A 25,135-nucleotide genomic window follows, 5' to 3' on the forward strand; every position below is an offset into this window, starting at 1 on the left:
CCTGACATACGTCAATTGCGCCGGGGAGGTGAGCGACGTTGGCAGTTCCCGGCGCGGGCGCCCCCGCATGACGTCCCGGGTGCAGCGTCGCCCCTGCAGTTCAGGCCTTCACTTCTACCACCGGTTCAAAGCCACCGAAGATCATGCGTTTGCCGTCGAAGGGCATGGGCGGGTTGCCAGGGGTGGAGGGATCCATGCGCGGGTCTTCCATCATCTTCTTCATGCCGGCGTCGCGCGTGGCCTTGTCCGGCCATTCGACCCACGAAAAGGCCACCGTCTCCTCGGCCGAAGCCTGGACTGCTCGGCGGAAATCGGTGACCTTGCCGTCGGGAACGTCGTCGCCCCAGCCCTCGATCACGCGGATCGCGCCCAGCTCGAGGAATATCGGGTCGAGCTGGCGCGCGTGCTCGATGAACTTTTGTTTGTTGGCGGTGGGTACCGCGATCACGAAACCATCGATGTATGACATGTCTCACTCCTGTTAGGTTGATCGGTCAGCGCGCCCGCCTGTGGGCGCCTTGTACTCCATCGACGAACCACAGGGAACCAAATCGACATGGCCTGCCTCGGCAGGAGGACAAGCGCTCATGGCGGCCCTGGAGAAGTGCCGCTGCAGCATGTCGACCACGGTCGGCCGCACTCCCTCAGCATAGACCTCCTTGCCCCCGCAGGTCGCGGCGGATAGCGCGGCGCTACCGTTTAACAATGCCCGCACCCGGCGGCGGTCGTAGCTGAGTGGCCGTTGAAAGTACGCTCCGCTTGATCTACCCACAGCATCAATGCCCAGATCGCTCGACGCGAAGCGCCTCCTGGTGCTTGGCCTGTCGTCACGCAGGGGGAGCGCCCCTCGACTGGACCTTGGTCGAACGGGATCGCCACGCCCTTGCGTTGCGGAGTTTCGCGCAGGCGATCGACCTTGTGCATTTCGGCACCCTTAATGGCCGCAGGGATGGTGGCAAGGTTGAAGCCCTTGCCATCCAGCGCGCTCATCAGCGTTGCAAGCCTGTCAAAGTCGGGTTGTGGGATTGAAGGCCCCTGTGCTAAAACAATCGTGCATCGCCAGGCAGATTGGTCGCAGACATGCATCGATCGCTCAGATTGAACGTCACTTCGATGGCTTCAGACACCACTTGCATCTTGGTCGGCGCGAACTACAAAGGCGATCGGGCCCCCGCTAAGGCCCGCAGAAATTGCATTGTGTTGTGAGCAAGCAGCAGGCATGCGATTTTTGAACTGACATGACCTCGTACTCAGCGTAGATTCCAGAGCACTGCATTCTTCGCAGACAACCGTTCATATTCAAAGGAAAGACATGGCAACCCGCAAGACCACCAAAAAGTCTGAACTCGCAACCGCCGGCGCACACCTGAGCACCGCTGTCCAGGAAGTGGGCACCGCCGTTTCGCACAAAATCAGCGGCCTTGTGAAGTCTGCCGAGAAGCAGCTCGCGAAGGCCCAGGCAGAGCTGTCCAAGGCGGCTGCATCCGCTGAGAAGTCGGTCAAGGCCGCTGAAAAGAAGCTCGAAGCCACCAAGCGCAGCACCAGCAAGCGACTGACTGCTCTGCAAGTTGGCGCCGAGCGCAAGGCAAAGGCTCTGCAGAAGGCCATCGAGAAGGACGCCGCTGCGTTGAAGAAGGCCGTTGACGCGAAGACCAAGACTGCTGCGCCTAAGAAGGCAACAGTTAAGGCGCCGGTTGATAAAAAGGCTGCGGTGAAACCCGCTGCCAAAAAGCCTACGGCCAAGAAAGCTACGGCCAAGAAGAGCGGCAAGTAAGGCGGACTGTCGGGCGGTGGACCCGTTACCGGTCTGCCGTCTGGTCGGTGCGGGGCATGGCCAAGGCCTGCGTCGTCTGGTTAATTGGCACACTGCTGGTGTCATGCAGCGCGGCACAGGTGGTCGCTTTGTGGCGCGTCGGCAAATCGGTCGAAGGACGGCAACGGGTCGACTCGCGCCGGTGGTGACCTGAGAAAGCGGTCGTTCGGTACAACCCGACTGCGGGCGTCGGCTTCCTGGAGCGGCCACGAACCAGTGGTTTCGGCCATGAGCGGTCAGTGGTTAATTGGGAAAGCAGTCGTTCAACGTAAAACTTATCTGACCACCAACACTTGTGGCGTAGCCGCCTCCTGCTGTTGTGGGTCCGTGTCTATTGACAAGTTCACCCGCCACTTTTCAAGTTCGCCAATTCCTCAGATGAGAGCACCTTTGGGTCTACTCGAGGCATACCAGAAGAATTGAACAACGGTGACTTTCTATATCCTCCGGTGATACGACTTGTGGCGACGATCCATATGTAGCGGGCGACAACGCCCAGAAGTCCTTGTTGCTTCGGTTTCGGAGTGCCCAACGCGCTGTCCACATTCACAACAGCAACGCTGGTTCCAAAATCTTCATCTGTGTGGGTCTGATCAAGGCAGGTGTGAATCAGACCTATGAACGATATTTTGGGGTTGACCATGGTGTTGCCAATAGGTGTTCCGCAGCACGACGCATACCAACGAATCATGCCTTTGTCGCTAAGGCGGATTGCCGCTAGATGATCTTCGCCTTTCAAGAATCGCAGACGCGATTGCGCAACTTGGAAAATCTCGGTCCCGCCTTGCTCGTCTAACACATCAGGTGAATTACCAAGAAAGCGCGCGAATACACGACAATCTGTACAGTAGCAAATTATTCGATTCTGGGTTCCTGCGCCTTCGAGTTGACCTCGAATGGCGCCACAATTACATTGAATTGAATGCATAGACTAGTGCTCCCGATTTTCGCAGTTATACAGATCCGACAAACCTTACCTACGGCGTGATTCATCTTCTAGCCAATCTGGACAGTATCGCAACAAAGCATGATGAGATGCCCAACGTTGGCCGTGAGTGGACGACAACGGCGCACTCAGTTGAGAAGAATGGCAGAAGCGCGTCCTGCCGTTGTCGGTCCAATCCACGAACCTGTTAGCTTTCATTTGCCGTAGTCCGCCGCGTCTTCTTTCACGGCCTGAACGAACGCAGCCAAGTCACCGTACCGTAGCCAAGACGGGTACTCAGCGGCGGCAGCGCCACTTCCGCTCTTCCCCCAGACGAGATGGACGTTGATGTAAGTGCCATCAGCCAAGACCGCGACTACATCGTCGCAGTCAATGCGGCGGCCAATTACAGTTGCGCCGCGTCCATACAAGGGGTGCGCGGCGGTGATTTCCATTTCAATCTGTCGCTGCACGCCAGGTATCTCAGCCGCGAACTGGATCGCGCGCCAGGGCTCCTGCCAGGTGATCGTGGGCGTACTCATTGAAAGCTAACGTTGGCGATGATTGGGCGACAACGGCGCGGCCGCTGCCGAAGAATGGCAGAAGTGCTGGCCGGCGTTGGCGGGCCAATCGATCAACCTGTTATCTGTCATTCGCGATGACCTCCGCACCCGACCAATAACGAAGAAGGCACTCTGACCCGAACATTGAGAGCGTAGCCTCCAAATTGTCCGAAACCCAAGGATCAACCGTAACGCCGCCATCGGTACTTACAACAATGGGAATGTCATCCGCTTGCAGCCTTGCGATGAACTCTGTCACGGCCTCTTTTTCTGGAACCTGCAGCATTGCCGCAAGAAGATCGGGATGGGTATGCCAGTCCCCGCCTTCGAATCCAACGGCAGTCTCGCCGTCGGCTCCAACACGGACGAGCAGCGTGAGTTTGCCGTCGGTCGAGGTGTGACGCACCAGCTCATTCATGACAGATAACGACTAAGCTAAGGGGCCGCGGAACGCGGTCCCAGCGAATGAAATGAGCGACTTCAGCGCCTTGTTAGGTGTGTTAGCACTGAGTATTTTCAAGGTCGGACTCAAGAATATAAAGACTATTTTTAATAGGGTTATGGCAGTGAAGACCATGTGATGAAATAGCCCGATTAAACTGTACTAAAACGCGCTTTCGCTGATTGATTTGTTCAATAACTGTTCCTGACTCGCCGATTAGACGCCAATAGTTTTCAGCTGGATCGCAGTCGGTCGGAGCCGTTTCCGTTCCGTTAAATGAGCGAAGAACGACACGACAATTAAGCTCTAGCAACGATGAAACTCCTGCATAAGCACCTAACGTTTGACATGAGGGGTGGCTAAAAGGCGTAGCCTTTTAGTCATCCCCTCGATTGATGGGATGGACTCCCCCGTTTGTTTGCGCGACATTCGCGTTCTGGTCTTCATGGGCGTGGGGATCAGGGCAATGTCAAAACGAAAGGAGTCCGACATGAATGCTACTACTGTGGCCGTCGATCTGGCCAAATCCGTTTTCCAAATTGCCGTGGCCGATGAGCATTGGCGCATCGTTGAAACCCAGCGTCTCACCCGCACCCAGTTCGAGCGTTGGTTTGCCAACCGTGCCGTTTCCCTGGTCGTCATGGAAGCCTGCGGCTCGGCCCATCATTGGGCGCGATGGCTCAATGGCCTGAGCATCGAAGTTCGCCTGCTGCCCGCTCAATATGTGCGCGCCTACGTCAAGCGCAACAAGACCGATGCCACCGATGCGGCGGCTTTGCTCGAAGCCGCCCGCGCTTCCGACATGCGCCCGGTGCGCGTGAAGTCGGTCGAGCAGCAAGCTTTGCAAGGCTTGCACCGCGTGCGCTCGCTGTGGATGGGCACGCGCACCTCGCGCATCAACGCCTTGCGCGGTTTCCTGCGTGAGTTCGGCATAGCGGTTCCCGTGGGTGCGCGCACCGGGCTGGAGGCGATCAGCCGGGTACTGGCCGATCCGAGTTCTGCTGTGCCTGAGCTGATCCGGGGAACGGCTCGGTTGTTGGTAGAAGAAGTGCGTTTGCTGGAGGCTCGCATTGCGCAGCTGGAGCGAGAGTTGGCTGCCTCGGCACGATTGAGCCCAGCCTGCACCACGCTGCTGTCCATTCCTGGCATCGGCTTGCTCACGGCCACCGCGCTGGTGGCGGCCACTTCGGGCGATGTGACGCACTTCAAGGACGCGCGCCACTTTGCCAGCTGGTTCGGGCTCACGCCGCGTGAGCACTCCTCGGGAGGCTCTCGCTTCCTGGGTTCGATTTCCAAGCGCGGGGACCGCTATTTGCGCATGTTGCTCACGCATGGCGCCAGGAGCGTGTTGCGAGCGGCCAAGGTGGCTGAGGCGGCCGAGCGTGAGGTGTGCGGTGTGCGCCGCTGGGCACTGGATGTGCAGCGCCGATCGAACCACAATAAGGCGGCCTGTGCGCTGGCCAACAAGCTGGCGCGCATTTGCTACGCCACGCTCAGGGACAAGGTACCGTTCGGTGAAACCGAACGGCTGAGCAGAAAGATCAACCGAGAGAGTTTTGTGATGCCTGCCTGAGTGGCAGACACCCACCGAACAGCCGTCACCCAAAACGAGTTCTATTTCCACCCACGCCGCTTGCGACGAGATTGATTGACCCACATGGCTAACCGGGCACACCCCAGACCGTCTGACGCCGATAACTCTTCCGGCAGCTTGCCTGCCGCTTGTAACGATTGGCGCGCCGGTCCCGCAGATTCCATGCTGGCACGGACCACAACAGAGTCCACCTCAGATGCCGGATATACGACTGCAGGCGATTCCCCAACAGCCAAAACATCAATCAGTTTCTTGCACTTGTGGGGGAGTCCATATAGGAAGGGTTAGGCCGCACTCGCGACTCCGCCGCACTTGGTGTGATTGGCGCTGGGAGGTTCTGCATGCCTACGTTCCTTCATTGGAGGCCTCGAAATCGATCTTGTGTCGAATGACAGCGCGACCTTCTTCTGTGTTGGCACTGTCCCAGGAGTCAAACAGGTCGAAGCAGTACAGGCGCTCGTTGATGGTCATTCCGCCGCGACCCGCGATGCACAGGTTTCTGAAGGCTGACCAGAGCGAGTAGACAGTCTTGTGCTCCGCGTCGCTCGCTATCCACGAGTTTCCGATGTACCTCTCCACGGACTGATGGAGATCATCTACTGTTTCGGCGTTTGATCGCCACTGTTCAAGCAGTTCAATCAACCCATTGACCACTCGGTCAGCCGATGCCTTCCTAAGAGCGGGTATGAGTTCGCCAAGGGTCATTTGTGCGGCCTAACGTCGAAGGCCAACGGCATGCAACACGCGCCGCGAAGCGGCAACCTGATGTTGCTTGTCCGCGTGGGCCGACCCGTTATGCCTCATTTTGAAACACCAAAAACTCCTGCGCTTCGGCTTTCGCCTCCGACGAAGCAGTTGGACTTGAAGCCACGCACTTGAGGCGCGCCAACCATTCCACTCGGTCCGGGCGACGCGCATTCAAGATGCGATTTGCCATCCAGACGGAAAGCGCTGTTGGTTTTCGCGACAGCGATTCAGCGAGAAACGGCTCGTATCCACTCATGGACTCTAGCGTGTGAACAATCGGCCCCGGAGAACCAAGATCACTGCCGTCTAGCCGCTCCAGCAACCCGAAAAGTAGAGGCGCAGCGTCACGCACCGAGTGCGCTTTCAACTCTTCACAAAGATCCTGCAGTCGATCAATACCGTCGGCGTCAGATTGCATAAAGTCGAAGTCTGAAGCTCGCAGGGAATCGAGTGCGGCAGCGATGTCGCTAGTGCTTCTAGTCATGTGGCATAACGTTGGAGGCCACCAGCACGCAGCAACTGCCGCGCAGCGGCAACCTGCTGCTGTGTGTCTGTGTGGGCCGACGGGTTAGACCTAAGCACCACTACTGCCACCGCCCATAAGGTTGGGAAGCTTGCCCTCCCTTGCATTTTCAAGGAGGATGTACGCTTCGCTCGAAAACTTCTCGCGCGGGAGATGTGCAAGAGCGACGCGCGCAAACTCGGGTAAGCCTACCAACATAGCTGATAGACGCGCGACAAAGCCAGATTCAAGCTCGAGCTTGAACCAGCCCATACCCTGCGAGTAAGTAACGACCTTCACTTCCGACCATATGAACTGGCGGCGCGACCCAAACATTCCACCGTAATCCATGCCTGAATCAGAAATGGAATGGCGACCGAAGTAGTAGGCCGTGATCAAAGGCAGGGAAGCAATAGCGAACGCGCAGAAGGCTAAGGTCGTTCCAACGGTGCTAGTACTGTTTTTCCCAACTGTGTTTGACAAGATGGCAATGGCAAGCCAAAACACAAGCGACACAATCCCGATGATGAGAATTGAAGTTGGTTGAACGAGGGCTCGTGCTTGCGAAGTAGGTCGAGCTCTTGAACGGCTGCGAGCAACCCACCCCATCACAAGGGCCATGAGAACGCCCCACACGATCCATTGAACGGCCGATGCTAAAACGTGATTTGACACTGTCGCTTCCTTTTAGGTCTAACTTTGATTTAAACGGCAAAACGCCGGATACCCACAATGGCAGTCGTTAAACAAAGTCGGCCTCCTGTGTGAAAAGTTGTTTCAAATCAACATACTGCGCCATCTTACTTCGGCTACGAGAAGGTTTAACAGAATCGACAAGCCCGACAGCGCCCACCCTATGGCTCTTTGCCCAGCGAGAGGCCTGAATCGTAGCGATCTGTCCGCTTTCTGGCAGATCAATTGGGTGCCCGCTTTGGGTCGAAAGCTCCAGTTCAGGTCATGGGGAAGCGGTCGGTGGAGCGGCGCCAACCTGCTCCCGGGAAACCTAAGGCCGCAGTACCTCGTACAGACGCCATTCAGGCCACCTCGGGTCGTTGAATCCAACGGCCGCTTCCTGCCAGTCAGCGTGAGTAGGTTTGGCAGCGCTCACAGACAGCAATCTCTGCATACCCGTCACCGATCCTTGAAGAGCGTGCATTGGCGGCGGGTCGATATGAGAAAGACATCGCAGCAAAGTTAAAAACGACCAGAGCCCCATGCCAGACTGCTCCCAAACTCGTGCCAACCCCTGCGCCAGCATCCAGAGCACCTCCCGGATCCGCCGCGAGGCGCGCAGTTCGCAGCGGGTGAACAGCCAGATCGGAAGCTTGCGGTGTGTCACTTCACCGTGCTCGCGCCCCGTGCCTGGCGTGTTGCGCGCGATATCTTCCATCTCCACGCCGATGTCCATGCTCAGGCGAGCCAAGGCCCGATGGGCCTGCGAGTGATCTGCGCAAAAATGGCGTTTCGGCTTAGCCACACACGCCCGGATGCACCACCATCAACCCCTTCGCTATGCGGGGCATGGCGTAAGGCGCGGGCGCTTATGGGCTCGTCAGGGCCGGCGTGCGCGAGAGCGTTGCCATTGCTGCGAAGGTCATGGCACGGGCTTCGGGCTCTATGGTTTCAACGGCTGGGGCGCACACCCTGTCGACCGTTTCGCATGCGATGTTCACCAGCGCACGACCCGCTGGCCGAAGCACGGCGTGGCGCTGGCCGGCGTTGCCGATGCGCTCGACAAGGCCGATTTTTTCCAGCGCGATCAGTTGGCGCAGAACCGCGGATTGCTGCTGACCGAGGGGTCGGGTCAGCGCTGGCAGCGCCGCCCGGTTCCCATCCGCTTGCGCCAGCAAGCTGAGCAGCGCGAAGTCGTTGAATCCAATGCCATGGTGGGTGCCCAGTTCTTCATCGAGCCTCAGGTGCAAGCTGGCGTTGGCGCGGTGCAGCGCCAAACAGAAGTCAACCGTCGCGTTCATCGGGGAGCCCGCCCTGCTTCGTCGTAGCCCTGTTCGCCGCCGCTGGCCACTTCCTGGCGCCAGAGCGCGGTCAGCTGCGCCAGTTCCTCGGTGGGGTTGAACGCCGGGTCATCGCTGTGCTTGAGCATGTCGAGCACCTCAAACGAAAAACTGCTCTCGCCGCAAGCCTTCCAGTCTTGGGCGAGCCGCGCGTTGCGGTGCGTTCCATGCCGCAATTCAAACAGATGCCGGTTGAGGCTGCCTTGAACATTGGCGCTGCCCGCGACCAGCGCCCGTCCCGTCAGGTGGTTACGGATCGCGTACACGCCGGCCCGCGTTTTGGTCTCCAGATATTCCTTTTTCAGCGCTTGCCTGTTCGTCATCACCGTTCCATTCGTTCTGCTGGTCCCGCGCCGTCTGGCGGGCCTGCCGAATAATACCCGGGTTAAATTTACGCGTCAATAAAATCCGGGTAAAAACAATGGTGGCGTGACAACAAGAGGCATGCGGCCATGGCCCCCTTCTTGTTCGATACCGCAGTGGCCGCGAGGCGGCATTGCCCATCCGGGCGAGGGCCGACAGCCGGGGCCATTTCAAGCGCATGCCTGGTGCAGCGCTCTTGGGCCTCGGTTCGCAGGCACCGACATGCGCTCACCGCGAGAAAATGGATGCACAACACGGCAACGCCCCTCTTCCAGCAAGCGTCGCCAGGCCTGTGTCCCCTCGCAATCAGGAGGCGGCGCAGCCTTCAAGGCCTGATGCTCATCACCCATTCGGCCAGGGTTTTCAGGTCGGCCTGGCCCATGGTGTCGTGAGCGGGCATGGGGGTTCGGCCCCATTTGCCTTTGGAGCCGCGCTGGATGGACTGCACCAGCGACGGCACGGCATCTTTGTCGTCTTTGTATCTGTCGGCCACGGCGATGTACGACGGGCCAACGATCTTTTCCTTGGCCGAGTGGCAAGACAGGCAGCCGTTGGTTTTGGCCAGCTCAATGGCAGTGGCTTCGTCCACGGCATGCGCGGCGGCGGAAGCGAGCAGAAGACTGGCGGTCATGAAAATGAGGTGTCGCATGTCACGGGTCTCGAATCGTTGAAAGCATTGGACAAAAAAAGGGGTGGGAGCTCGTGCAAGGCAACGAATGCCAAGAGCGCCCACCCGGCACACACCACGGAACTGGCTTCGCCAGCCCGCAGGTGTGGCCCCCCATCAGGGGGGAAGACGCGCAGCGGCGCCGGGGGGGAATCACTTCAAGAGCTTGAAGGTCCAGACCGAGCCACCCTGCTCCAGCAGGTTGACTTTCTTGGCCACTTCCCCACCCCACAACGGCACAGCACCGCCCCAACCAGAGACCACACTCACGTACTGCTCGCCGCCTTCGGTCCAGGTAATGGGAGGCGCCACCACGCCAGAACCGGTCTGGAATTGCCAGACCACTTTGCCGGTCTTGGCATCCGCGGCCTTGAGGTAGCCCTCAGGCGTGCCCCAGAACACCAGATCGCCAGCGGTCATCACGCCACCCCACAGCGGGGCCTCGTTCTTGATTTCCCATTCGATCTTGCCGGTCTTGGGGTTCACCGCACGCAGCGAGCCGATGTGGTCCTCAAACAATGGCTTGATGGTGAAACCCGCGCCCAGGTAAGCGGCGCCCTTTTTGTAGGTGATGGGTTCGTTCCAGATCTCCATGCCCCATTCGTTGGTGGGCACGTAGAACAGGCCGGTTTTCGGGCTGTAGGCCATGGGCATCTGGTTTTTGCCACCCAGGAATCCTGGTACAGCAAACACCGACGTGCCTTTGGTACCGTCGCCACCCGCGGCGGTCGGGTCGCCAGGGCGGTTGGCCGGGTCGAAATTGGGTCGGCCGGTTGTCAAGTCGATACCGGTGGCCCAGGTGATTTTCTTGACAAACGGAAAGGCGTTTTGCAGCTTGCCGTTGGCCGCGTCGAGCACGTAGAAGAAGCCGTTGCGGTCGGCTTTGGCGCCCATGCGCTTGCCATCCATGTCGAACGTGATGAACTCGTTCACGCCGTCATAGTCCCAGCCGTCATTGGGCGTGCCCTGGTAGTGCCAGGCGATCTTGCCGGTCTTGACGTCGATTGCCACGGTAGAGGATGAGTACAGGTTGTCACCCTTGCGCACATGGCTGTTCCATGGGCCCGGGTTGCTGGTACCAAAATAGGCCAGCCCCGTCTTGGCATCGTACGAGCCACCCAGCCACGGCGCGGCACCGCCGTTCTTCCAGGTTTCGCCCGGCCAGGTCGCGTTGAGGGTACCGGAGATCCCATTCTCTTTGCCATCTTTGTAGCCCATGTGGCCTTCGACCACGGGGCGCGACCAGACCAGCTTGCCAGTCAGGGGGTCGCGCGCTTCCACGCGGCCCACCACGCCGAACTCACCACCAGACAAGCCGGTCAACAACAGGCCTTCGGCAATCAGCGGTGCAGCGGTGTAGCTGTAGCCGGCAGAGTAGTCGTCGATTTTCTCGCGCCAGACCACCTTGCCGGTCTCCTGATCGAGGGCAACGAGCTGTGCGTCGAGTGTGCCGAAGATCACCAGGTTGTCGTACAGCGCTGCGCCACGGTTGACCACATCGCAACAAGGCATGATGCCTTCGGGCAGGCGGTGCTCGTACTTCCAGAGCTTCTTGCCGGTCTTGGTGTCGAGCGCGTAAATGCGCGAGTACGACGCGGTGACGAACATCTTGCCCTTGTTGACCAAAGGCTGCGATTCCTGCCCGCGCTGTTTCTCGCCACCAAACGACATGGACCACACGGGCACCAGCTTGCCAATGGTTTTCGCATTGACCTGGTTCAGGCTGGAATGGCGCTGGCCCTGGGTGCCCATGCCCCATGAGAGCACGTCATCGGGGGTGTTGGCATCGTTGGCGATCATTGCGTCGGTGACGCCTTGGGCGCCAACGTGGGCCGTGGCGGCCATGACCAAAAGGCTCAATAGGGTACGTTTCACTGTGTTGTCTCCTGCTCGTTCGTGAAGTTGATGACGGCGACCGGTTGCGCAGGCCAACCGAACAAAGGCTTCGCAGAACGAAACCCCATTCGATACAGCCCTCCCCGGCTTGGCGTGAACTCTCGACCCTCCGGTCAGTGGGTTGCACACCTCCTTAATGGCAACTTCTGTGCCAGTGCAGGCTTGCGGGTTTTCCCGCATCTTTAACGCCCTCAAAACCCCCCGCAAACACCCAAATCCGCTCCTGATGCCCCATGGCGACCACAAGCGAACAACCGCGCCTGTGACACTGTTCAAAATTGGGGCAATGGCGCTGCCCGCCTTGCAACACTTGCGGATCAGGCAGACCGCTTGCAGGGGCGTTCAGCGAGCGGACGTGCTGAACGCTCTTTGCTCATAGCGCGGGTACCACTGCGCCAGGCTGCGCTGCAGTTCGGCGGGCTGCGCTGCCCAGGCAGCAAACCGCTCGGGCACCGGCAGACGCAAGACCTCGCTCAGATCCAGCCCTCGCTCAGCACTCTCGCGCATGGTGGTGGTGAGCCATTGCAACCAGTCGCGCGTTTCGGCTATGCCGACAATGCCGCCATGCAGGGGGCCGTGGCTGGGCACCACCTGCTTGAACACGCCGCTCTGTTGCCAATGTGCCAGGGTGTCGAGGCTGTCGAGCCAGGCGGAAAAATCGGCGTGGGGTGTGGTCGGCACCCGTCTGGAAAAAATCAGGCCGCCTGCAAACAACACCCCCGTGGTGTGGTCGATCACCACCAGATCATCGGCCGTGTGACCGCGCAAGCGGCGCAGCTCCAGCTTGTGGCCACCCACCACCCGCGTTTGCGGCTCGACGGGGGTATTCGCAGGGGTGGATTCGGTGGCCTTCATCCAGTCACCACACAAACGGTAGAGGTTGTCGGCGTAGGCGTTGCCTTCTGCTTGTTGCCCGGCGATGGTGCCCGGCAAGGCCTGAACCGGCCGGTCGGCCCAGGCCTGGTTGCCAAAGAAGTAGTCGGGGTGCAGGTTGAGGTTGAACACGTGGCGCACGGGCTCACGGGTCACCCCCTCGATGGTCTGGCGTTGCTGCTCACCGTAAAGGCGCGAAGTTCCGGTGTTGATCACCACCACGCCTTCACCGGTGGCGATGAAGGCGGTGTTGATGATGTTGCATCCGTTGGCGCGACCGAAGTCGTCCACGGCACCTTCGATCACCCAGGTGTCTTGGGCAATCTGGCGGGGCTGCAGGTGGTAGTTGAAGGTGGCGATATCGGCCTGCGCGAGTGCGACCGTTGACGCACCCAACAACCCCGCGACCACGCTAGCGACCAGGGCGCTGGCCCCTGCCAGCCGCTTCATGCTTTCACCTCGGCGTTGATCGGGTTGCCATTGTTGTCGCGCCCCACAAGCCGCAAGCCCGGCGGCAACCGGGTGGGCAGTTCGAACGTGAGTATGGGGTTTTCAGACAGCGGCTCATGGGGCGAGAGGCGCCACCAGACCTGACCGGCGCCGTCCACCAGTTGCAGGTTTTCGATATAGAACGCGGGAGTGCCGGCCACCAACCCCGTGTCCATGGGATGCATGATGCGCACGCGCAGCCGCTTGCTGCCTTCGATCACGTTGCTGAAAAAGCGCGTTTGCACCTGGTTGAGCGTGCGGCTCCATGAGCCATCGGCCCGTGTCGCCCCGGGCACGGTGCAACCGCCGCCAGCGGCCTGCACCCATGTGCTACCCACGTGCCAGCGGCCATCGCGCGTTTTGACCAAGGCTCGCACAGGCGAAGCCTGCTCCATGCGAATGCGAAACGCCAACATGGGCAGGGCCTTCAAAGGCTCGAAGTCGAGCACGTGGCGCACCGGGTTGCGGTCCACCACCACCCGAATCAGCTCGATGCCACCACCCTGATCATTGAGCTGGCGTGCATCAAGCAACAAAGGCACGTTCATGGCATCGTCGGCAAACGCCGGCCCCTGGATGCTCACGGCCTCCGAAAACGCCACCGGGCTGTTGCCCAAAAATTCGTCGCGCAGGCCTGGCCATTGCATGGAGCCCAAAGGGTCGCCACCGGTTTGATCGATTTCCGATGAGCGGGCCACGCCGCTGCCCGCCAACAAACCCCAGGCCAACAGCTGTCGGCGTTGCCAAGTCTTCGTCATGTTTGTTTCTTTCCTGGCGGGCCCCGGAACGGAACGTTCAGGCCGAGCCCTTTTTGCGAATCCAGCCGCGCTGCGGGTCGTAGCCCCACAAGGCAAGGACAAAAAACACCGCGCTGCAGCCCAGCACCACCGCCCAGGAAAGCCCGTGAAACTGCCCCACCATGGCATAGCGAATGGCCTCCACCGCGTAGGTGAAGGGGTTGAACTCGGCCAACTTGAGAATCCACCAGGCGCCCGACTCTTCGAGTTTCCACAGCGGGTACAGCGCCGGGCTGATGAAGAACATCGGAAAGATCACAAAATTCATCGTGCCCGCGAAGTTCTCGAGCTGGCGCACGTATACCGACAGCATCAACCCCAGCGCGGCCAGCATGGTGGCGCCACAGGCCATGGCCAGCAGCAGCCCCGGCAAATGCGCCAACGGTATCTCCACACCGAACAGCCGCGCGATGATCAAAAACACCGCCATCTGCAACACCGACAGGCAGGTACCCGCCAGCAGCTTGAAGGCCAGCAACCAGCCACGCGCCAACGGCGCCGTGAGCAGCAGGCGCATCACGCCCATTTCACGGTCGTACACCATGGAGAGCGAACTCTGCATGCCGTTGAACAAGGCCACCATGCCGAGCAAGCCCGGCACCATGTACTCCTTGTATTCGATATAGGTTTCGTAAGGTGGCACGATGGCCACGCCAAACACGTTGTTGAACCCGGCTGAAAACACCACGAACCACAACAAGGGCCGCACCAGTGCAGACCCCAGGCGCGACGGCTGTCGCAGGAACCGGTTGAGCTCGCGCCCCACCACCGCCCGCAAAGCCCGCAACAAATGCAGCGGCAGTGTGGGCGTGGCGTTCAAACTCAAAGCCGGGCTTTGCATGTGCTTTCCTTTTCATCAACACCCAGGGTGTCGAGCACTTCCTTCGGGTGCAGCACACCATCGAGCGGGGCGGTACCGACCACGCCATCGATGTGGCTCAGAAACAAGGGCTGGCGCAACTGGCCATCCCAGGCGCGAAACGACAGGCGCGGGCCTTTGAACCCGTCCACAAAGACCTTGCCGCTGCGCAGGCCCTTCAATTGCTCAGCGACACTGCTTTTCGGGTTGTCGACCAAGGCGGCCACCACCGAGCGCACAGCCATCCAGGCCGCCCAGTCCTGACCGGTCATGGGGCGGTGGGTGGCTTTTGCAAAGCGGCGTGACAGCTGGGGCCCCCCATTGCGCTCCCACTGCGGGTGCCACGCCACCGCCATCAGGCCATTGGCGCCCACCACCGGACGGGGCCATTGCGTGGCGTAGGGAAGGCCCCGGGCGAACTCGCCATCGCTGTCCATCACAGCCACCACATCGTGGTCCCGATCTCCTGTCAGCAACCTTGTATTGGCCAGATTACGCTCGCGCGGATCGCCACTGAGTTTGAATGGCCGCTCCTGTGTGGTCTTGATGCCATAGCGCTTGGCCGACCGGGCCCAGGCCTGGCCCTGCAAGGCGTCACCGGGCAACGGGCCTTGCAGCACGAGCGCCTTGCGCCAGTTGCGCGCCGCCAGGTATTGCACCAGCGCATCGCTCATCATCTGGCGGCTGGGGTAGGTGTGCAACAACACGGCCGCGCAACCGTCAGCACGCAAGCTGTCGTCGTCGAGCCCGGCGTTGAATACCATGGCGCCCCCCAGTGCTGCCGGTGCGGTTTGCACCAGCTGGCGCATCACGGCCAGCGGCAGATCGGCCACCAGATGCTGCACCTTGGCCGCCTTCAACTCTGCCAGGGCTTTGGGCAAAGCCACCGCGCTGGGCAACACCACATCGCGAACCTCCAGCGCAATGCCTTCTGCATCGAGCTCGAACGATGAATCGTCCGCACCCAGTTGCGCCCCGTCAACCGCCCTGCCTGTCGGGTGGCCCGGGTATGCGCGCTCCTCCCGCCGTGCGCCGTAGCGCGCATCGTCGGCCAGGGAAATCACCGCAACGGTAACCTTGGTGGCGGCCAAGGCAGGATGCGCAAGGCACGAAAGCCCCGCAGTGAATGAGGCCAGACCGACGGCACGCCACAGCCCCCTGCCAGGAACGCCGCGGAACCGGCTCTGCCGGGCCGCCAGCGTTGCCCCTTGAGGGGCGGAGCGGCCCAATGCAGTGGGCAAGCGATGGGGGTGGGTCATGGGCTCACCAACACCGTGTGCGGCACCCGGCCGGCGGGCACCGTCTTGATGGCCTTGCCACTGTCGGTATCGATGATGGTCATGTCGTCGGACAGGCCGTTGGCGACATAAAGCCGCTTGCCATCGGCGGTGAGCCGCAGGCCCCAGGCCCGTTTGCCCACCAGGACCAGACGTTTGACCGTGTGGGTGGCCACATCAACCTCGGCCACATGGTTGGCCTTGCCCAGCCCGACCCACATGGTGCGGCCATCCGGGCTCACCGTGATGCCCACAGGTGTGATGTCGGCCTGGCGCATGCCCTTCACTTCAAACCGGATGGTCTGCTTCAGGTTGCGGGATTGTGTGTCGACCACCCCCACCGAAGCATCCAGCTCGTTGGTCACCCAGAGTTCGGTGCCTCCGGACGCCAGAGCGAACCGGCGCGGGCGCTTGCCCACCTTGATGTTCTTCACCACCTTCTTGGTGGTCAGGTCGATCTCATGAACCAGGTTGGCCACCTCGGAGGTCACATAGGCTGTTTTGCCATCAGGGGTCACCAGCACACCTTCGGGCTCACCACCGGTCTTCACCTCGAACACGGGCTTTTTGCTTGCGAGGTCATATGCCGCCATCACGCTCTCGTCCTCGATCGACACATAAGCCAGTTTGCCGTCAGGGCTGAGCGCGAACATCTCTGGACTGTCCCCCAATGGAACAGTTCCGGTCAGGCGACCTGTTGCAACATCGACCAGTCCCAGCGCATTGCTGTCACCGCAGACCACCATGATCAGCTTGATGTCGGGGCTGAACGCCATATCGCGCGGGCGCTTGCACACCTCGATCTGGGCCTGCCGCTCACCTTCTGCATTGAACACATAGATGGCGTTGTCCTTCTCGCTGGACACGTAGACCGTGCCAGTGCCCTGCGCGTGAACACCATGCATTGCGGCCCATCCCAGGGCAATGGACAGCGCTGCAGCGCGCCCAGCAGAAGCAATCTTTCGAACGGGAAATGTCATCGATGGGTCTCCTTCATTTTTGTCAGACACAGAACTCACCGTGGGCGCCTCCCACAGCGGCTCGAACAAATTGAGCAAGTACAGTGCCAACAGGGCGGGAACAATACTTGCTGGTCATCTCATCATAAAAACGGCTGCCACGCAGCCCCCGAACGCCGGGACCTTCACCGAGACATCTTTACCCTGAAAGGCCGCTCATGCGCCGCGCATTTTCCCTAAGCCCGCAAATGGCTCCAAACCAGAACAGCCACCCATCGCGCCGCGAGCTGCTCGGATGGGGTTTGGGCAGTGCCCTGTTGTCCTGCACCGGGGGTTTTGCCCATGCCGCCACGGCCAGCCCTTGGCCCGAGCGGCCCATCACATTGATCGTGCCATGGCCTGCCGGCGGGCAAACAGACCTCACCCTGCGCATCCTGTCAGATGAAACCGAGAAACTGCTTGGCCAGCCCATCGTGGTGATCAACAAACCCGGTGCGGCCGGCACACAGGTCGCCCCGGCACTCAAGATGGCCGAGCCCGATGGCTACACGATTGGCCAGGTACCGCTCACGGTTTACCGCTATGCCCTGATGCACAACGTGCCATGGGACCCCGTGACCGATTTCAGTCCCATCCTGCAGGTTTCAGGCGTGAGCTTCGGGGTGCTGGTGCCGGCAGACAGCCCCTGGAAAACCTGGGCGGAACTCGTGGACTGGGCCAAAAAACACCCTGGTGAACTCATCATGGGTTCCACCGGCGTGGGCACCACCGCCCACCTGGCCACCGAAGAACTGCTGCAACAACACGGGGTGACCTATGTGCATGTGCCCTACAAAGGCACGGCCGACCAGATGCTCGCCGTGGCCAGCGGACTGATCATGGCGGGCGTCAATTCAACCGGCTTCGCCCCCTGGGTCGATCAAGGCAAGATGCGCATCCTCGCCCTGTTCAGCGCCGAGCGCAGCCCAAGGTGGCCCAAGGTGCCCACCATGCTCGAACTGGGCTACGCCCAGGCGGTCTACACCTCCCCCTGGGGCCTGGCCGCACCGCGCGGCACCCCCCCCGAGGTCATCGCCAAACTGCACGATGCCTTTCGCCAAGCCGTGTTCAGCCCGCGCCACCGCGAAGCCCTTGCCCGCTTCGACCAGTCGATCAACTACCTCAACACCGCCGACTACCGCGCGGCAGTGCTACAAACGGTGGAACACGAACGACAACTGCTGAGCCGCATGAACCTGCTGGCCAAGCCCGCTCAATGACCACGCCCCCCCTGCTTCTGGCCAGCGACCTTCACAAGGCCTACAACGGCAAACCCGCCCTCAAAGGCGTCGGCCTGTCGCTGCAGGCCGGCGAGATGTGCGCCCTGCTCGGACCCAACGGCGCAGGCAAGTCCACGTTGCTGCAACTGCTCACCGGTTTGTTCAACCCCGACCAGGGCCAGATCACCGTGCTCGGACACGACATGCAAACCCAGCCTGCACTGGCCTTGAGAGGCCTGGGCGTGGTGTTCCAGCAGAGCGCACTCGACATGGATTTACCCGTGCTGTCCAACCTGCTGTTTCACACCGATCTGCACGGCATTCCGCGCAGAACAGCCCGCGCCCGCATCGACGAAGGCCTGGCGGCCATGGGCCTGACCGATCAGGGCCGCGCCGTGGTGCGCAGCCTGTCGGGGGGCACACGGCGCAAGGTGGAACTGGTTCGCGCGCTGCTGCACCAGCCGCAGGTGCTGCTGATGGACGAAGCCACGGTGGGCCTGGATCCGGGCTCGCGTCAGCAGTTGCTCGATACCGTGCGTGGACTGTGCCGCGAACGTGGCATGGCCGTGCTCTGGGCCACGCATTTGATCGAAGAGGCGCAGATGGCCGACCGCTTGCTGTTGCTGCACGAGGGGGCCGCGCGGTTTGACGGCAGCGTGGACGCCTTCATGCAGGCCGCGCAGGGCAGCGATTTCCAGACCGAGGTGCTGCGCCAGCTGGAGAAAAAGGGGCTGTAAGAAGCGTCAGGCGCAGGCGGTGTCCTGCGCAGCAAGCTCGGCCATTTCCTCGGGATTGAACACGCGCGAACGTGTGTGAAATGCCTTGCCCTCGGCGCCTTCCAGCGAGAAGCCACCCCCGTGGCCGTCGATCACATCGATGATGAGCTGCGTGTGGCGCCAGCGCAGGTATTGCGCTTTGCCAATATAGAACGGGCAGCCACCGATCTCGCCCAGGTACACATCGCCGGCACCCATGTTGAGCTCACCGGGCAAGTAGCAATTGGCCGCGCTGCCGTCGCAGCATCCGCCCGACTGGTGAAACATCAGATCCGGACCGTGTTTGCCTTTCAAACGGGCAATCAGTTCAACGGCGGCGGGCGTGGCAATGACTTTATCAACCATGTCTGTCTCCTTGCTCGGAAATGAAAACGCCGGCACGAAAGATTCGCTCCGGCGAGAAATGTCTCCACCCTGAACGCCGCGGAACCGGCTCAGCCGGGCCGCCAGCGTTGCCCCCTTGAGGGGGTGGCGGCCCGAGCCTCGGGCCGACGCGGGGGTGGGTCAAAAAAACCCGAGCTTGTTTTCGCTGTAGCTGACCAGCAGGTTCTTGGTCTGCTGGTAGTGACCCAGCATGGCCTTGTGGTTTTCGCGGCCCAGGCCCGACTCCTTGTAGCCACCGAAGGCGGCGTGGGCCGGGTAGGCGTGGTAGCAGTTGGTCCAGACGCGACCGGCCTTGATGGCGCGGCCCATGCGGTAGGCCACGTTGCCGTTGCGGCTCCACACGCCAGCGCCCAGGCCATACAAGGTGTCGTTGGCAATGGCCAGGGCTTCGGCTTCGTCCTTGAAAGTGGTCACGGCCAGCACGGGGCCAAAGATCTCTTCCTGGAAGATGCGCATCTTGTTGTTGCCCTTGAACAGCGTGGGCTGCACGTAGTAGCCGCCTTCCAGGCCATCGCCCATGGTGGCCACTTCGCCACCGATCAACACCTCGGCGCCCTCTTCCTTGCCCAGCGCGAGGTAAGACATGATCTTGGTGAGCTGCTCTTTGGATGCCTGTGCACCCATCATGGTGTCGGTATCGAGCGGGCTGCCCATCTTGATGGCAGCCACGCGCTTCAACACGCGCTCCATGAACTTGTCGTAAATGCTTTCCTGAATCAGCGCGCGGCTCGGGCAGGTGCAGACCTCACCCTGGTTGAACGCAAACAGCACCAGGCCTTCGATGGCCTTGTCGAGGAACGCATCGTCTTTGTCCATGATGTCGGCAAAGAAGATGTTGGGCGACTTGCCGCCGAGTTCCAGCGTGGCGGGGATCAGGTTGTTGGCCGCGGCCTGGGCGATCACGCGGCCGGTGCTGGTCGAGCCGGTGAAAGCGATTTTGGCGATGCGCTTGGAGCTGGCCAGAGGCATGCCGGCTTCGCGACCAAAACCGTTGACGATGTTGAGCACGCCGGGTGGCAGCAGATCGGCAATCAGTTCAATCAGGATCAACAGGCTGACGGGGGTGGACTCGGCGGGCTTCAAAACCACGCAGTTGCCGGCGGCCAAAGCGGGTGGCATCTTCCACGCGGCCATCAGGATGGGGAAGTTCCAGGGAATGATCTGGCCCACAACGCCCAGGGGTTCCTGGAAGTGGTAGGCCACGGTGTCGCCGTCGATCTCGCTCATGCTGCCTTCTTCGGCGCGCAGGCAACCGGCGAAGTAACGGAAGTGGTCGATGGCCAGCGGGATGTCGGCGTTGAGCGTTTCGCGGATCGGTTTGCCGTTGTCCACGGTTTCAACGTAGGCCAGCAATTCCAGATTGGCTTCAAGGCGGTCGGCGATCTTCAGCAGGATGTTGGAGCGCTCGGTGGCCGAGGTTTTGCCCCAGGCGTCGGCGGCAGCGTGGGCCGCGTCCAGCGCCAGGTTCACGTCTTCTTCGGTGGAGCGCGCAGCCTGGGTGTAGACCTTGCCATTGACGGGGGAAACCACATCGAAATACTGACCCTTGACCGGGGCCACCCACTTGCCACCGATGAAGTTGTTGTACTGGGGTTTGTAGACGTGTTTGGCGCCAGCGGCGCCCGGTGCTGCGAAAAGCATGGAAGGGTCTCCAGATTGTGTTTGATCGAAATAGGAAAGATGTCCCTTGCGGGGCAACCTCTTGCCTCAAGACCCGTGCCACCTTCTGCCACCACCGCCAAGCCCTTGATAGACAAGGGTTTTTTCCCTTCTCACTCCAAATGGATACACCTGCCGAACGCCCCGTGGAGCGTTTCAATTCAGCACAGGGTGCGCCATTGCGCGACAGGTCTGCTCAAAGATTGAACACCCTCAAAAGCCAATAAAAACAAGGTGATGGCGCTTCAACTATGAAAGCAATCAACCGGTCAGGCGGCCATGCTGTTCACGCCGATCACCAATGCAGAGCGAGGCATCACAGCCACCGCCGCATCGCCCTCAACAGCCGTCCAGCCCGGTTCGGCAAACCCCACCCAGTGCCCACCGCCGGCCAGCGCCAAGGTCACCTCATCGCGAGGTCCTCCACTGGCAACCCGCTCAACTTGGCCAGCCAGGGCGCACATGCCTGACGGCACAGGTACACGATGGGCGTGCACTGTATTGACCACCACGGCCGTGGCTTTGCACATCGCCAGAACGGCAACACCTGCTGCGAGCCCCAGCAAATCGGCGCTTTCGCGGGTGAGGCTGGCGGCCAGTTCGCTGCCCCCAGGTGTTCGCAACACCACCTCCAGAACGGGGTCGTCAGGATCGGTCAAAAGAAGACGAACCACAACGCAAGGCAACTGGTTGCGCATGCTGGTGCGCAGACCAAGCCCTCCTGCCAACGCGGCGCCACCGGCAAAGCGCGCCAGCACACCCGCCCTCGCGCTGGCCAACTCGCCCGCCAAAGCCAACAGCTGCAGGCCTTGCGGCGTGATCTGGGCGCCACCGCCACCCGCACCACCGACCGTGCGCTCCACCAATGCAGCCCCGCTCAGACTGGTCAAGGTATCGATGGCCTGCCATGCGGCCTTGTAGCTGATGCCCACTTCCCGGGCGGCCTGGGAGATCGATCCCGATTGCGCCACCCAGCGCAATACCTCCAGGCGTTTGTCGCTGGAGGCATTTCCCAGGGCGTCATTCAAGGCTTGTGGCGTCATGGCCGAATTGTGGCAGTCGGTCGCGCTCTGCGACCAAGCCGAATAGACTTGACGCACCCCTTTTCTGCCGTTTCAACACCTTTTTGCACCGGAGTACACCATGTTCATTCGCTCTTTCCTGATTGCTCTCGCGCTCGTGCTCGGCATGGGCAGCGCCCTGGCCCAAGACAAAGTGAAGGTGGTTTACCACTTCGACAACAGCGAAATGCAGGCCACCGCCGGCCTGCGCACGCTGCGCAACTACATGGACACCGCGCCCGACACAGAAATCACCGTGGTCGCTTTGGGCGATGGCGTCCGCTTTCTCATGGAAGGCGCCACTGACAAAAAGAACAACGGCCTTCAGTACGGCCCCCTTATCTCCGACCTGGTGGCCAAAGGCGTCAAGTTCGAGATCTGTGAGTTGACCTTGCGCGCCATGGACATGAAGAAAGACCAGTTCGTGCTCGACGCCGGGTTCACCCCCTCCGGCGTGGTGCGCATCGGCGAACTGCAATTCCGGGATCACTTCGCTTACATCAAGCCCTGAGGCCGGGAAACGCTTTGAACAGGCAATCGCTATTCCTATTTAGAATAGCGATTGCCTGCGTCGGGCGCCACAGCCCGAAAGAGAACGACGCGGGCTTCTCAACGCCATTTGAAAGACCGCTGCATGCCCACATCCCGGCCTTTGTTGAAGCGGTTCACCGCCGCCCTGCTGGCTCTGACGCCCTGGATCGCACCGGCCGAAACCGTCCAGGTGGCGGTCGCGGCCAACTTTGCCGAACCGATCAAGGCGATCGCAGACGAATGGCAGCGTGCGAGCGGCCATACGCTGAACGCCACCGTGGGCGCCACCGGCAAGCTCTATGCCCAAATCAGGAACGGCGCGCCATTTGATGTGTTTCTGGCCGCCAACGCACAAGTGCCAGAGACCCTCGAAGCCGAGGGTCTGGCTCAACCCGGCAGCCGCTTCACTTACGCCAGGGGTCAGCTCGTGTTGTGGTCGGCCAATGCCCGGCGCGTCGATGCTCAGGGTGATGTGCTGCGGCGAGCCGACCTGGGCAAGCTTGCCTATGCCAACCCCAAGACCGCCCCCTATGGCGCGGCCGCCGTGCAGCTCATGGCCGCGCTCGGCCTGACCGAGGCACTCACCCCCAAGCTTGTGCAAGGCGAAAGCATCGGGCAGACCTATGCGTTTGTTTTCACCGGCAATGCCGACGTGGGCTTTGTGGCGTTGTCGCAGATCTTCAAAAACGGCCAGCTCAAATCTGGCTCGATGTGGCGCCCCCCTGGCAACCTGTACGCGCCCATTGAACAGGATGCCGTGTTGCTCAAACGCGGCGCAAACAACCCGGCCGCCCGGGCTTTCATGCAGTGGCTGAAGAGCCCCGAGGGGCAGACACTGATTCGCACTTACGGTTACGACATCTGAACGCTTCATGGGACTGACTGCCTCCGATCTCCAGGCCATTGGCCTCACGCTGCAAGTGGCCGCGCTGACGACGGCTATCCTGCTGTTGCTCGGCGTGCCACTGGCCTGGTGGCTGGCCCGCACGCAGTCCTTCTGGCGCAAACCCGTCGGGGCCTTGGTGGCCTTGCCTCTGGTGTTGCCACCCACCGTCATCGGTTTCTATTTGCTGGTGCTCATGGGTCCCCAGGGCTGGGTTGGGCAATGGACGCAAGCGCTTGGCCTGGGCACCCTGCCCTTCAGCTTTGGCGGCCTGGTGGTGGGGTCCGTGATTTACTCCACACCGTTCATGGTGCAGCCTGTTCTGAACGCGATGCAGGCAATGGGCTCTCGCCCACTTGAAGTGGCAGCCACGCTGCGCGCTTCGCCAACCGACCGGTTTTTCAACGTGGTGCTGCCGCTGTGCAAGCCCGGCCTCATCACCGGCGCGGTGATGAGCTTTGCCCACACGGTGGGCGAGTTCGGCGTGGTCTTGATGGTGGGCGGCAACATCCCGGGCGTCACCCGCATGGCCTCGGTTCAAATCTACGACCATGTCGAGGCGCTCGAATACGCCGACGCGCACCGCCTGGCCGCGGTGATGCTTGGCTTCAGCTTCATGGTGCTGCTTGGGTTGCAGATATGGAAGACCGAGCCCAAGGGAGCCGCGGCGTGAGCGCAACGCCCTCCGACGCCGGACTGCAACTGCGCAGCCATTTACAGCGCCCGGGTTTCACGCTCGACATCAACCTCTCGCTGCCCGAACGTGGCATTACCGCGCTCTTTGGCCCTTCAGGCTGCGGCAAGACCACGGCGCTGCGGGTCATCGCTGGACTGGAGCCCACCTCGTCAGGACGCGTTGCGATTGGCGGTGACGTTTGGCAAGACAGCGCTAGCGGCCTGTTTCGCCCGGTTCACCAACGCGCGGTGGGCTTGGTTTTTCAGGAAGCCAGCCTGTTCGATCATCTCTCAGTGGAAGGCAATCTGAAGTTCGGCTTCAGGCGCACGCCCAATGCCGAGCGGCACCAGGCTTGGGACCATGGCCTCGCATTGCTCGGTATCGCGCATTTGCTCAAGCGCAGCCCCCCGGAGCTCTCGGGCGGTGAGCGCCAGCGGGTGGCGATCGCCCGGGCGCTGGCAGCCAATCCGCGCGTTTTGCTGATGGACGAACCGCTGGCTGCGCTGGACGCCCAGCGCAAGGCGGAGGTCCTGCCGTGGCTGGAGCAACTCCACGCGAAGCTGGATATGCCAGTCGTCTACGTCACGCACTCGCTCGACGAAGTGGCCCAACTGGCCGACCACCTGGTGTTGATCAACCAGGGCCGACTGGAGGCCCAGGGCCCGGTGATCGATCTGCTCAGCCGCACCGACCTTCACCTCGCCCACGGCGACCAGGCCGCCGCTCTGATTGAAGCCACCGTTGCCAAAAAACCGCCAGGCGAAGGCCTGTGTGCGCTGGATTTTTCTGGCGGCCAGCTTTGGCTCCCGCAAACCCGAGCCATCCCTTTGCCCCCTGGCCGGTCGGTCAGGTTACGCATTCAGGCGCGCGATGTCAGCCTGGCTTTGCAGCGGCCCGAGCAAACCAGCCTGCTCAATACGCTGAGCGCCACCGTGTCGGAGCTGCACGAAGATGGACCTGGGCAGGTTCTGGTGGGTCTGCGCCTGGGTGAAGGGGCAAACCAGGTCAGGCTGCTTTCGCGCATCAGCCAGCTGTCCGCCCAGCGGTTGAAGCTGGCCGTTGGCACACCGGTATTTGCTTTGATCAAAGGCGTGGCAATGGTGCGCTGACCCGCACGGTTTGTGGCTG

Annotated in this window: 29 protein-coding genes; 8 read left to right on the forward strand and 21 right to left on the reverse strand. The window is 61.2% G+C overall.

The features are described 5' to 3' along the window. Positions 1-100: 100 nt before the first annotated feature. On the reverse strand, positions 101-469 hold the full coding sequence (locus LPB072_RS13660; RefSeq protein ID WP_066090782.1) for a DUF1428 domain-containing protein: 369 nt from the start codon (positions 467-469) through the stop codon (positions 101-103). Positions 470-699: 230 nt separating this feature from the next. Then, positions 700-990 carry a hypothetical protein gene (locus tag LPB072_RS13665; protein WP_066090785.1) on the reverse strand — a complete coding sequence of 97 codons (291 nt, stop codon included), beginning with the start codon at positions 988-990 and terminating at the stop codon, positions 700-702. A 397-nt stretch (positions 991-1,387) separates the two neighbouring features. On the opposite strand from LPB072_RS13665, the gene LPB072_RS13670 reads away from it, so the two are divergent. Then, positions 1,388-1,774, forward strand: a complete 387-nt coding sequence (locus LPB072_RS13670; RefSeq protein ID WP_157559323.1) for a hypothetical protein — start codon at positions 1,388-1,390, stop codon at positions 1,772-1,774. A gap of 382 nt (positions 1,775-2,156) precedes the next feature. Here the strand turns inward: LPB072_RS13670 and LPB072_RS23185 are convergent, their stop codons facing one another. The 3 genes from LPB072_RS23185 to LPB072_RS13680 form a co-directional block, all read right to left on the reverse strand. Continuing rightward, complete coding sequence (locus tag LPB072_RS23185) at positions 2,157-2,741, reverse strand: DUF6151 family protein (protein WP_082876936.1); 585 nt, start codon at positions 2,739-2,741, stop codon at positions 2,157-2,159. 212 nt (positions 2,742-2,953) lie between these two features. Continuing rightward, positions 2,954-3,280, reverse strand: coding sequence for a hypothetical protein (locus LPB072_RS13675; RefSeq protein WP_066090791.1), 327 nt, complete (start codon positions 3,278-3,280; stop codon positions 2,954-2,956). Between the two features lie 100 nt (positions 3,281-3,380). Further along, positions 3,381-3,719 (reverse strand): hypothetical protein, encoded by a 339-nt coding sequence (locus LPB072_RS13680; protein WP_066090794.1) that lies wholly within the window; start codon positions 3,717-3,719, stop codon positions 3,381-3,383. A 514-nt stretch (positions 3,720-4,233) separates the two neighbouring features. On the opposite strand from LPB072_RS13680, the gene LPB072_RS13685 reads away from it, so the two are divergent. Then, complete coding sequence (locus LPB072_RS13685; RefSeq protein WP_070263946.1) at positions 4,234-5,316, forward strand: IS110 family RNA-guided transposase; 1,083 nt, start codon at positions 4,234-4,236, stop codon at positions 5,314-5,316. A 366-nt stretch (positions 5,317-5,682) separates the two neighbouring features. Here LPB072_RS13685 and LPB072_RS13690 read toward each other — a convergent pair whose 3' ends face one another. The 13 genes from LPB072_RS13690 to LPB072_RS13750 form a co-directional block, all read right to left on the reverse strand. Beyond that, positions 5,683-6,042, reverse strand: a complete 360-nt coding sequence (locus LPB072_RS13690) for a hypothetical protein (RefSeq protein ID WP_066084849.1) — start codon at positions 6,040-6,042, stop codon at positions 5,683-5,685. Positions 6,043-6,130: 88 nt separating this feature from the next. Continuing rightward, a complete protein-coding gene (locus LPB072_RS23190; protein WP_157559324.1) occupies positions 6,131-6,502 on the reverse strand; it encodes a hypothetical protein in 372 nt (123 codons plus the stop codon). A gap of 156 nt (positions 6,503-6,658) precedes the next feature. Further along, positions 6,659-7,261 carry a hypothetical protein gene (locus tag LPB072_RS13700; RefSeq protein ID WP_157559325.1) on the reverse strand — a complete coding sequence of 201 codons (603 nt, stop codon included), beginning with the start codon at positions 7,259-7,261 and terminating at the stop codon, positions 6,659-6,661. Between the two features lie 328 nt (positions 7,262-7,589). Beyond that, positions 7,590-7,994, reverse strand: coding sequence for a hypothetical protein (locus tag LPB072_RS13705; protein ID WP_070263926.1), 405 nt, complete (start codon positions 7,992-7,994; stop codon positions 7,590-7,592). Positions 7,995-8,127: 133 nt separating this feature from the next. After that, on the reverse strand, positions 8,128-8,559 hold the full coding sequence (locus LPB072_RS13710) for a MarR family winged helix-turn-helix transcriptional regulator (RefSeq protein WP_066084837.1): 432 nt from the start codon (positions 8,557-8,559) through the stop codon (positions 8,128-8,130). After that, positions 8,556-8,921, reverse strand: a complete 366-nt coding sequence (locus LPB072_RS13715; RefSeq protein ID WP_066084835.1) for a GIY-YIG nuclease family protein — start codon at positions 8,919-8,921, stop codon at positions 8,556-8,558. The genes LPB072_RS13710 and LPB072_RS13715 overlap by 4 nt, the downstream gene beginning before the upstream one ends. 365 nt (positions 8,922-9,286) lie before the next feature. Next, positions 9,287-9,592 carry a c-type cytochrome gene (locus LPB072_RS13720; protein WP_157694106.1) on the reverse strand — a complete coding sequence of 102 codons (306 nt, stop codon included), beginning with the start codon at positions 9,590-9,592 and terminating at the stop codon, positions 9,287-9,289. Between the two features lie 189 nt (positions 9,593-9,781). Further along, a complete protein-coding gene (locus tag LPB072_RS13725; RefSeq protein WP_066084830.1) occupies positions 9,782-11,473 on the reverse strand; it encodes a PQQ-dependent methanol/ethanol family dehydrogenase in 1,692 nt (563 codons plus the stop codon). A 393-nt stretch (positions 11,474-11,866) separates the two neighbouring features. Beyond that, positions 11,867-12,847 carry a quinoprotein relay system zinc metallohydrolase 1 gene (locus tag LPB072_RS13730; protein ID WP_066084828.1) on the reverse strand — a complete coding sequence of 327 codons (981 nt, stop codon included), beginning with the start codon at positions 12,845-12,847 and terminating at the stop codon, positions 11,867-11,869. Continuing rightward, positions 12,844-13,644, reverse strand: a complete 801-nt coding sequence (locus LPB072_RS13735) for a quinoprotein dehydrogenase-associated SoxYZ-like carrier (RefSeq protein ID WP_066084826.1) — start codon at positions 13,642-13,644, stop codon at positions 12,844-12,846. Before LPB072_RS13735 ends, LPB072_RS13730 begins: the two co-directional genes overlap by 4 nt. A 37-nt stretch (positions 13,645-13,681) precedes the next feature. After that, positions 13,682-14,524 (reverse strand): ABC transporter permease, encoded by an 843-nt coding sequence (locus LPB072_RS13740; RefSeq protein WP_066084825.1) that lies wholly within the window; start codon positions 14,522-14,524, stop codon positions 13,682-13,684. Continuing rightward, positions 14,506-15,801, reverse strand: coding sequence for an ABC transporter substrate-binding protein (locus tag LPB072_RS13745; protein ID WP_082876690.1), 1,296 nt, complete (start codon positions 15,799-15,801; stop codon positions 14,506-14,508). The genes LPB072_RS13740 and LPB072_RS13745 overlap by 19 nt, the downstream gene beginning before the upstream one ends. After that, on the reverse strand, positions 15,798-16,799 hold the full coding sequence (locus LPB072_RS13750) for a PQQ-dependent catabolism-associated beta-propeller protein (protein WP_066085042.1): 1,002 nt from the start codon (positions 16,797-16,799) through the stop codon (positions 15,798-15,800). Before LPB072_RS13750 ends, LPB072_RS13745 begins: the two co-directional genes overlap by 4 nt. A gap of 227 nt (positions 16,800-17,026) precedes the next feature. On the opposite strand from LPB072_RS13750, the gene LPB072_RS13755 reads away from it, so the two are divergent. Together LPB072_RS13755 and LPB072_RS13760 are read left to right on the forward strand one after the other, a co-directional pair. Continuing rightward, a complete protein-coding gene (locus LPB072_RS13755) occupies positions 17,027-18,037 on the forward strand; it encodes a tripartite tricarboxylate transporter substrate binding protein (RefSeq protein WP_066084823.1) in 1,011 nt (336 codons plus the stop codon). Then, a complete protein-coding gene (locus LPB072_RS13760) occupies positions 18,034-18,774 on the forward strand; it encodes an ATP-binding cassette domain-containing protein (RefSeq protein ID WP_066084821.1) in 741 nt (246 codons plus the stop codon). The genes LPB072_RS13755 and LPB072_RS13760 overlap by 4 nt, the downstream gene beginning before the upstream one ends. Positions 18,775-18,780: 6 nt before the next feature. On the opposite strand, the gene LPB072_RS13765 is transcribed toward LPB072_RS13760, so the two are convergent. The 3 genes from LPB072_RS13765 to LPB072_RS13775 form a co-directional block, all read right to left on the reverse strand. Beyond that, entirely contained in the window at positions 18,781-19,158 is a 378-nt protein-coding gene (locus LPB072_RS13765) for a DUF779 domain-containing protein (protein WP_066084818.1), read from the reverse strand. A 159-nt stretch (positions 19,159-19,317) separates the two neighbouring features. Beyond that, positions 19,318-20,838 carry an acetaldehyde dehydrogenase ExaC gene (gene exaC / locus LPB072_RS13770; protein ID WP_066084814.1) on the reverse strand — a complete coding sequence of 507 codons (1,521 nt, stop codon included), beginning with the start codon at positions 20,836-20,838 and terminating at the stop codon, positions 19,318-19,320. A gap of 287 nt (positions 20,839-21,125) precedes the next feature. Continuing rightward, on the reverse strand, positions 21,126-21,899 hold the full coding sequence (locus LPB072_RS13775) for a TOBE domain-containing protein (RefSeq protein ID WP_066084810.1): 774 nt from the start codon (positions 21,897-21,899) through the stop codon (positions 21,126-21,128). A gap of 100 nt (positions 21,900-21,999) precedes the next feature. Here LPB072_RS13775 and LPB072_RS13780 point away from each other — a divergent pair, with 100 nt between their 5' ends. From LPB072_RS13780 to modC, 4 genes are all read left to right on the forward strand, one after another. Next, the gene (locus LPB072_RS13780) at positions 22,000-22,428 is read left to right on the forward strand and encodes a DsrE family protein (RefSeq protein WP_066084804.1); all 429 of its coding nucleotides are present in this window, start codon (positions 22,000-22,002) and stop codon (positions 22,426-22,428) included. A gap of 108 nt (positions 22,429-22,536) precedes the next feature. After that, a complete protein-coding gene (gene modA, locus LPB072_RS13785) occupies positions 22,537-23,313 on the forward strand; it encodes a molybdate ABC transporter substrate-binding protein (protein WP_407927757.1) in 777 nt (258 codons plus the stop codon). Between the two features lie 7 nt (positions 23,314-23,320). Continuing rightward, the gene (gene modB / locus LPB072_RS13790; protein ID WP_066084801.1) at positions 23,321-24,004 is read left to right on the forward strand and encodes a molybdate ABC transporter permease subunit; all 684 of its coding nucleotides are present in this window, start codon (positions 23,321-23,323) and stop codon (positions 24,002-24,004) included. Beyond that, the gene (gene modC, locus LPB072_RS13795) at positions 23,971-25,116 is read left to right on the forward strand and encodes a molybdenum ABC transporter ATP-binding protein (protein WP_082876687.1); all 1,146 of its coding nucleotides are present in this window, start codon (positions 23,971-23,973) and stop codon (positions 25,114-25,116) included. The genes modB and modC overlap by 34 nt, the downstream gene beginning before the upstream one ends. The last annotated feature ends 19 nt before the right edge of the window (positions 25,117-25,135 follow it).

Origin of the sequence: Hydrogenophaga crassostreae, from assembly GCF_001761385.1 — a bacterium.
GTDB classification, from domain to species: Bacteria; Pseudomonadota; Gammaproteobacteria; order Burkholderiales; family Burkholderiaceae_C; genus Hydrogenophaga; species Hydrogenophaga crassostreae.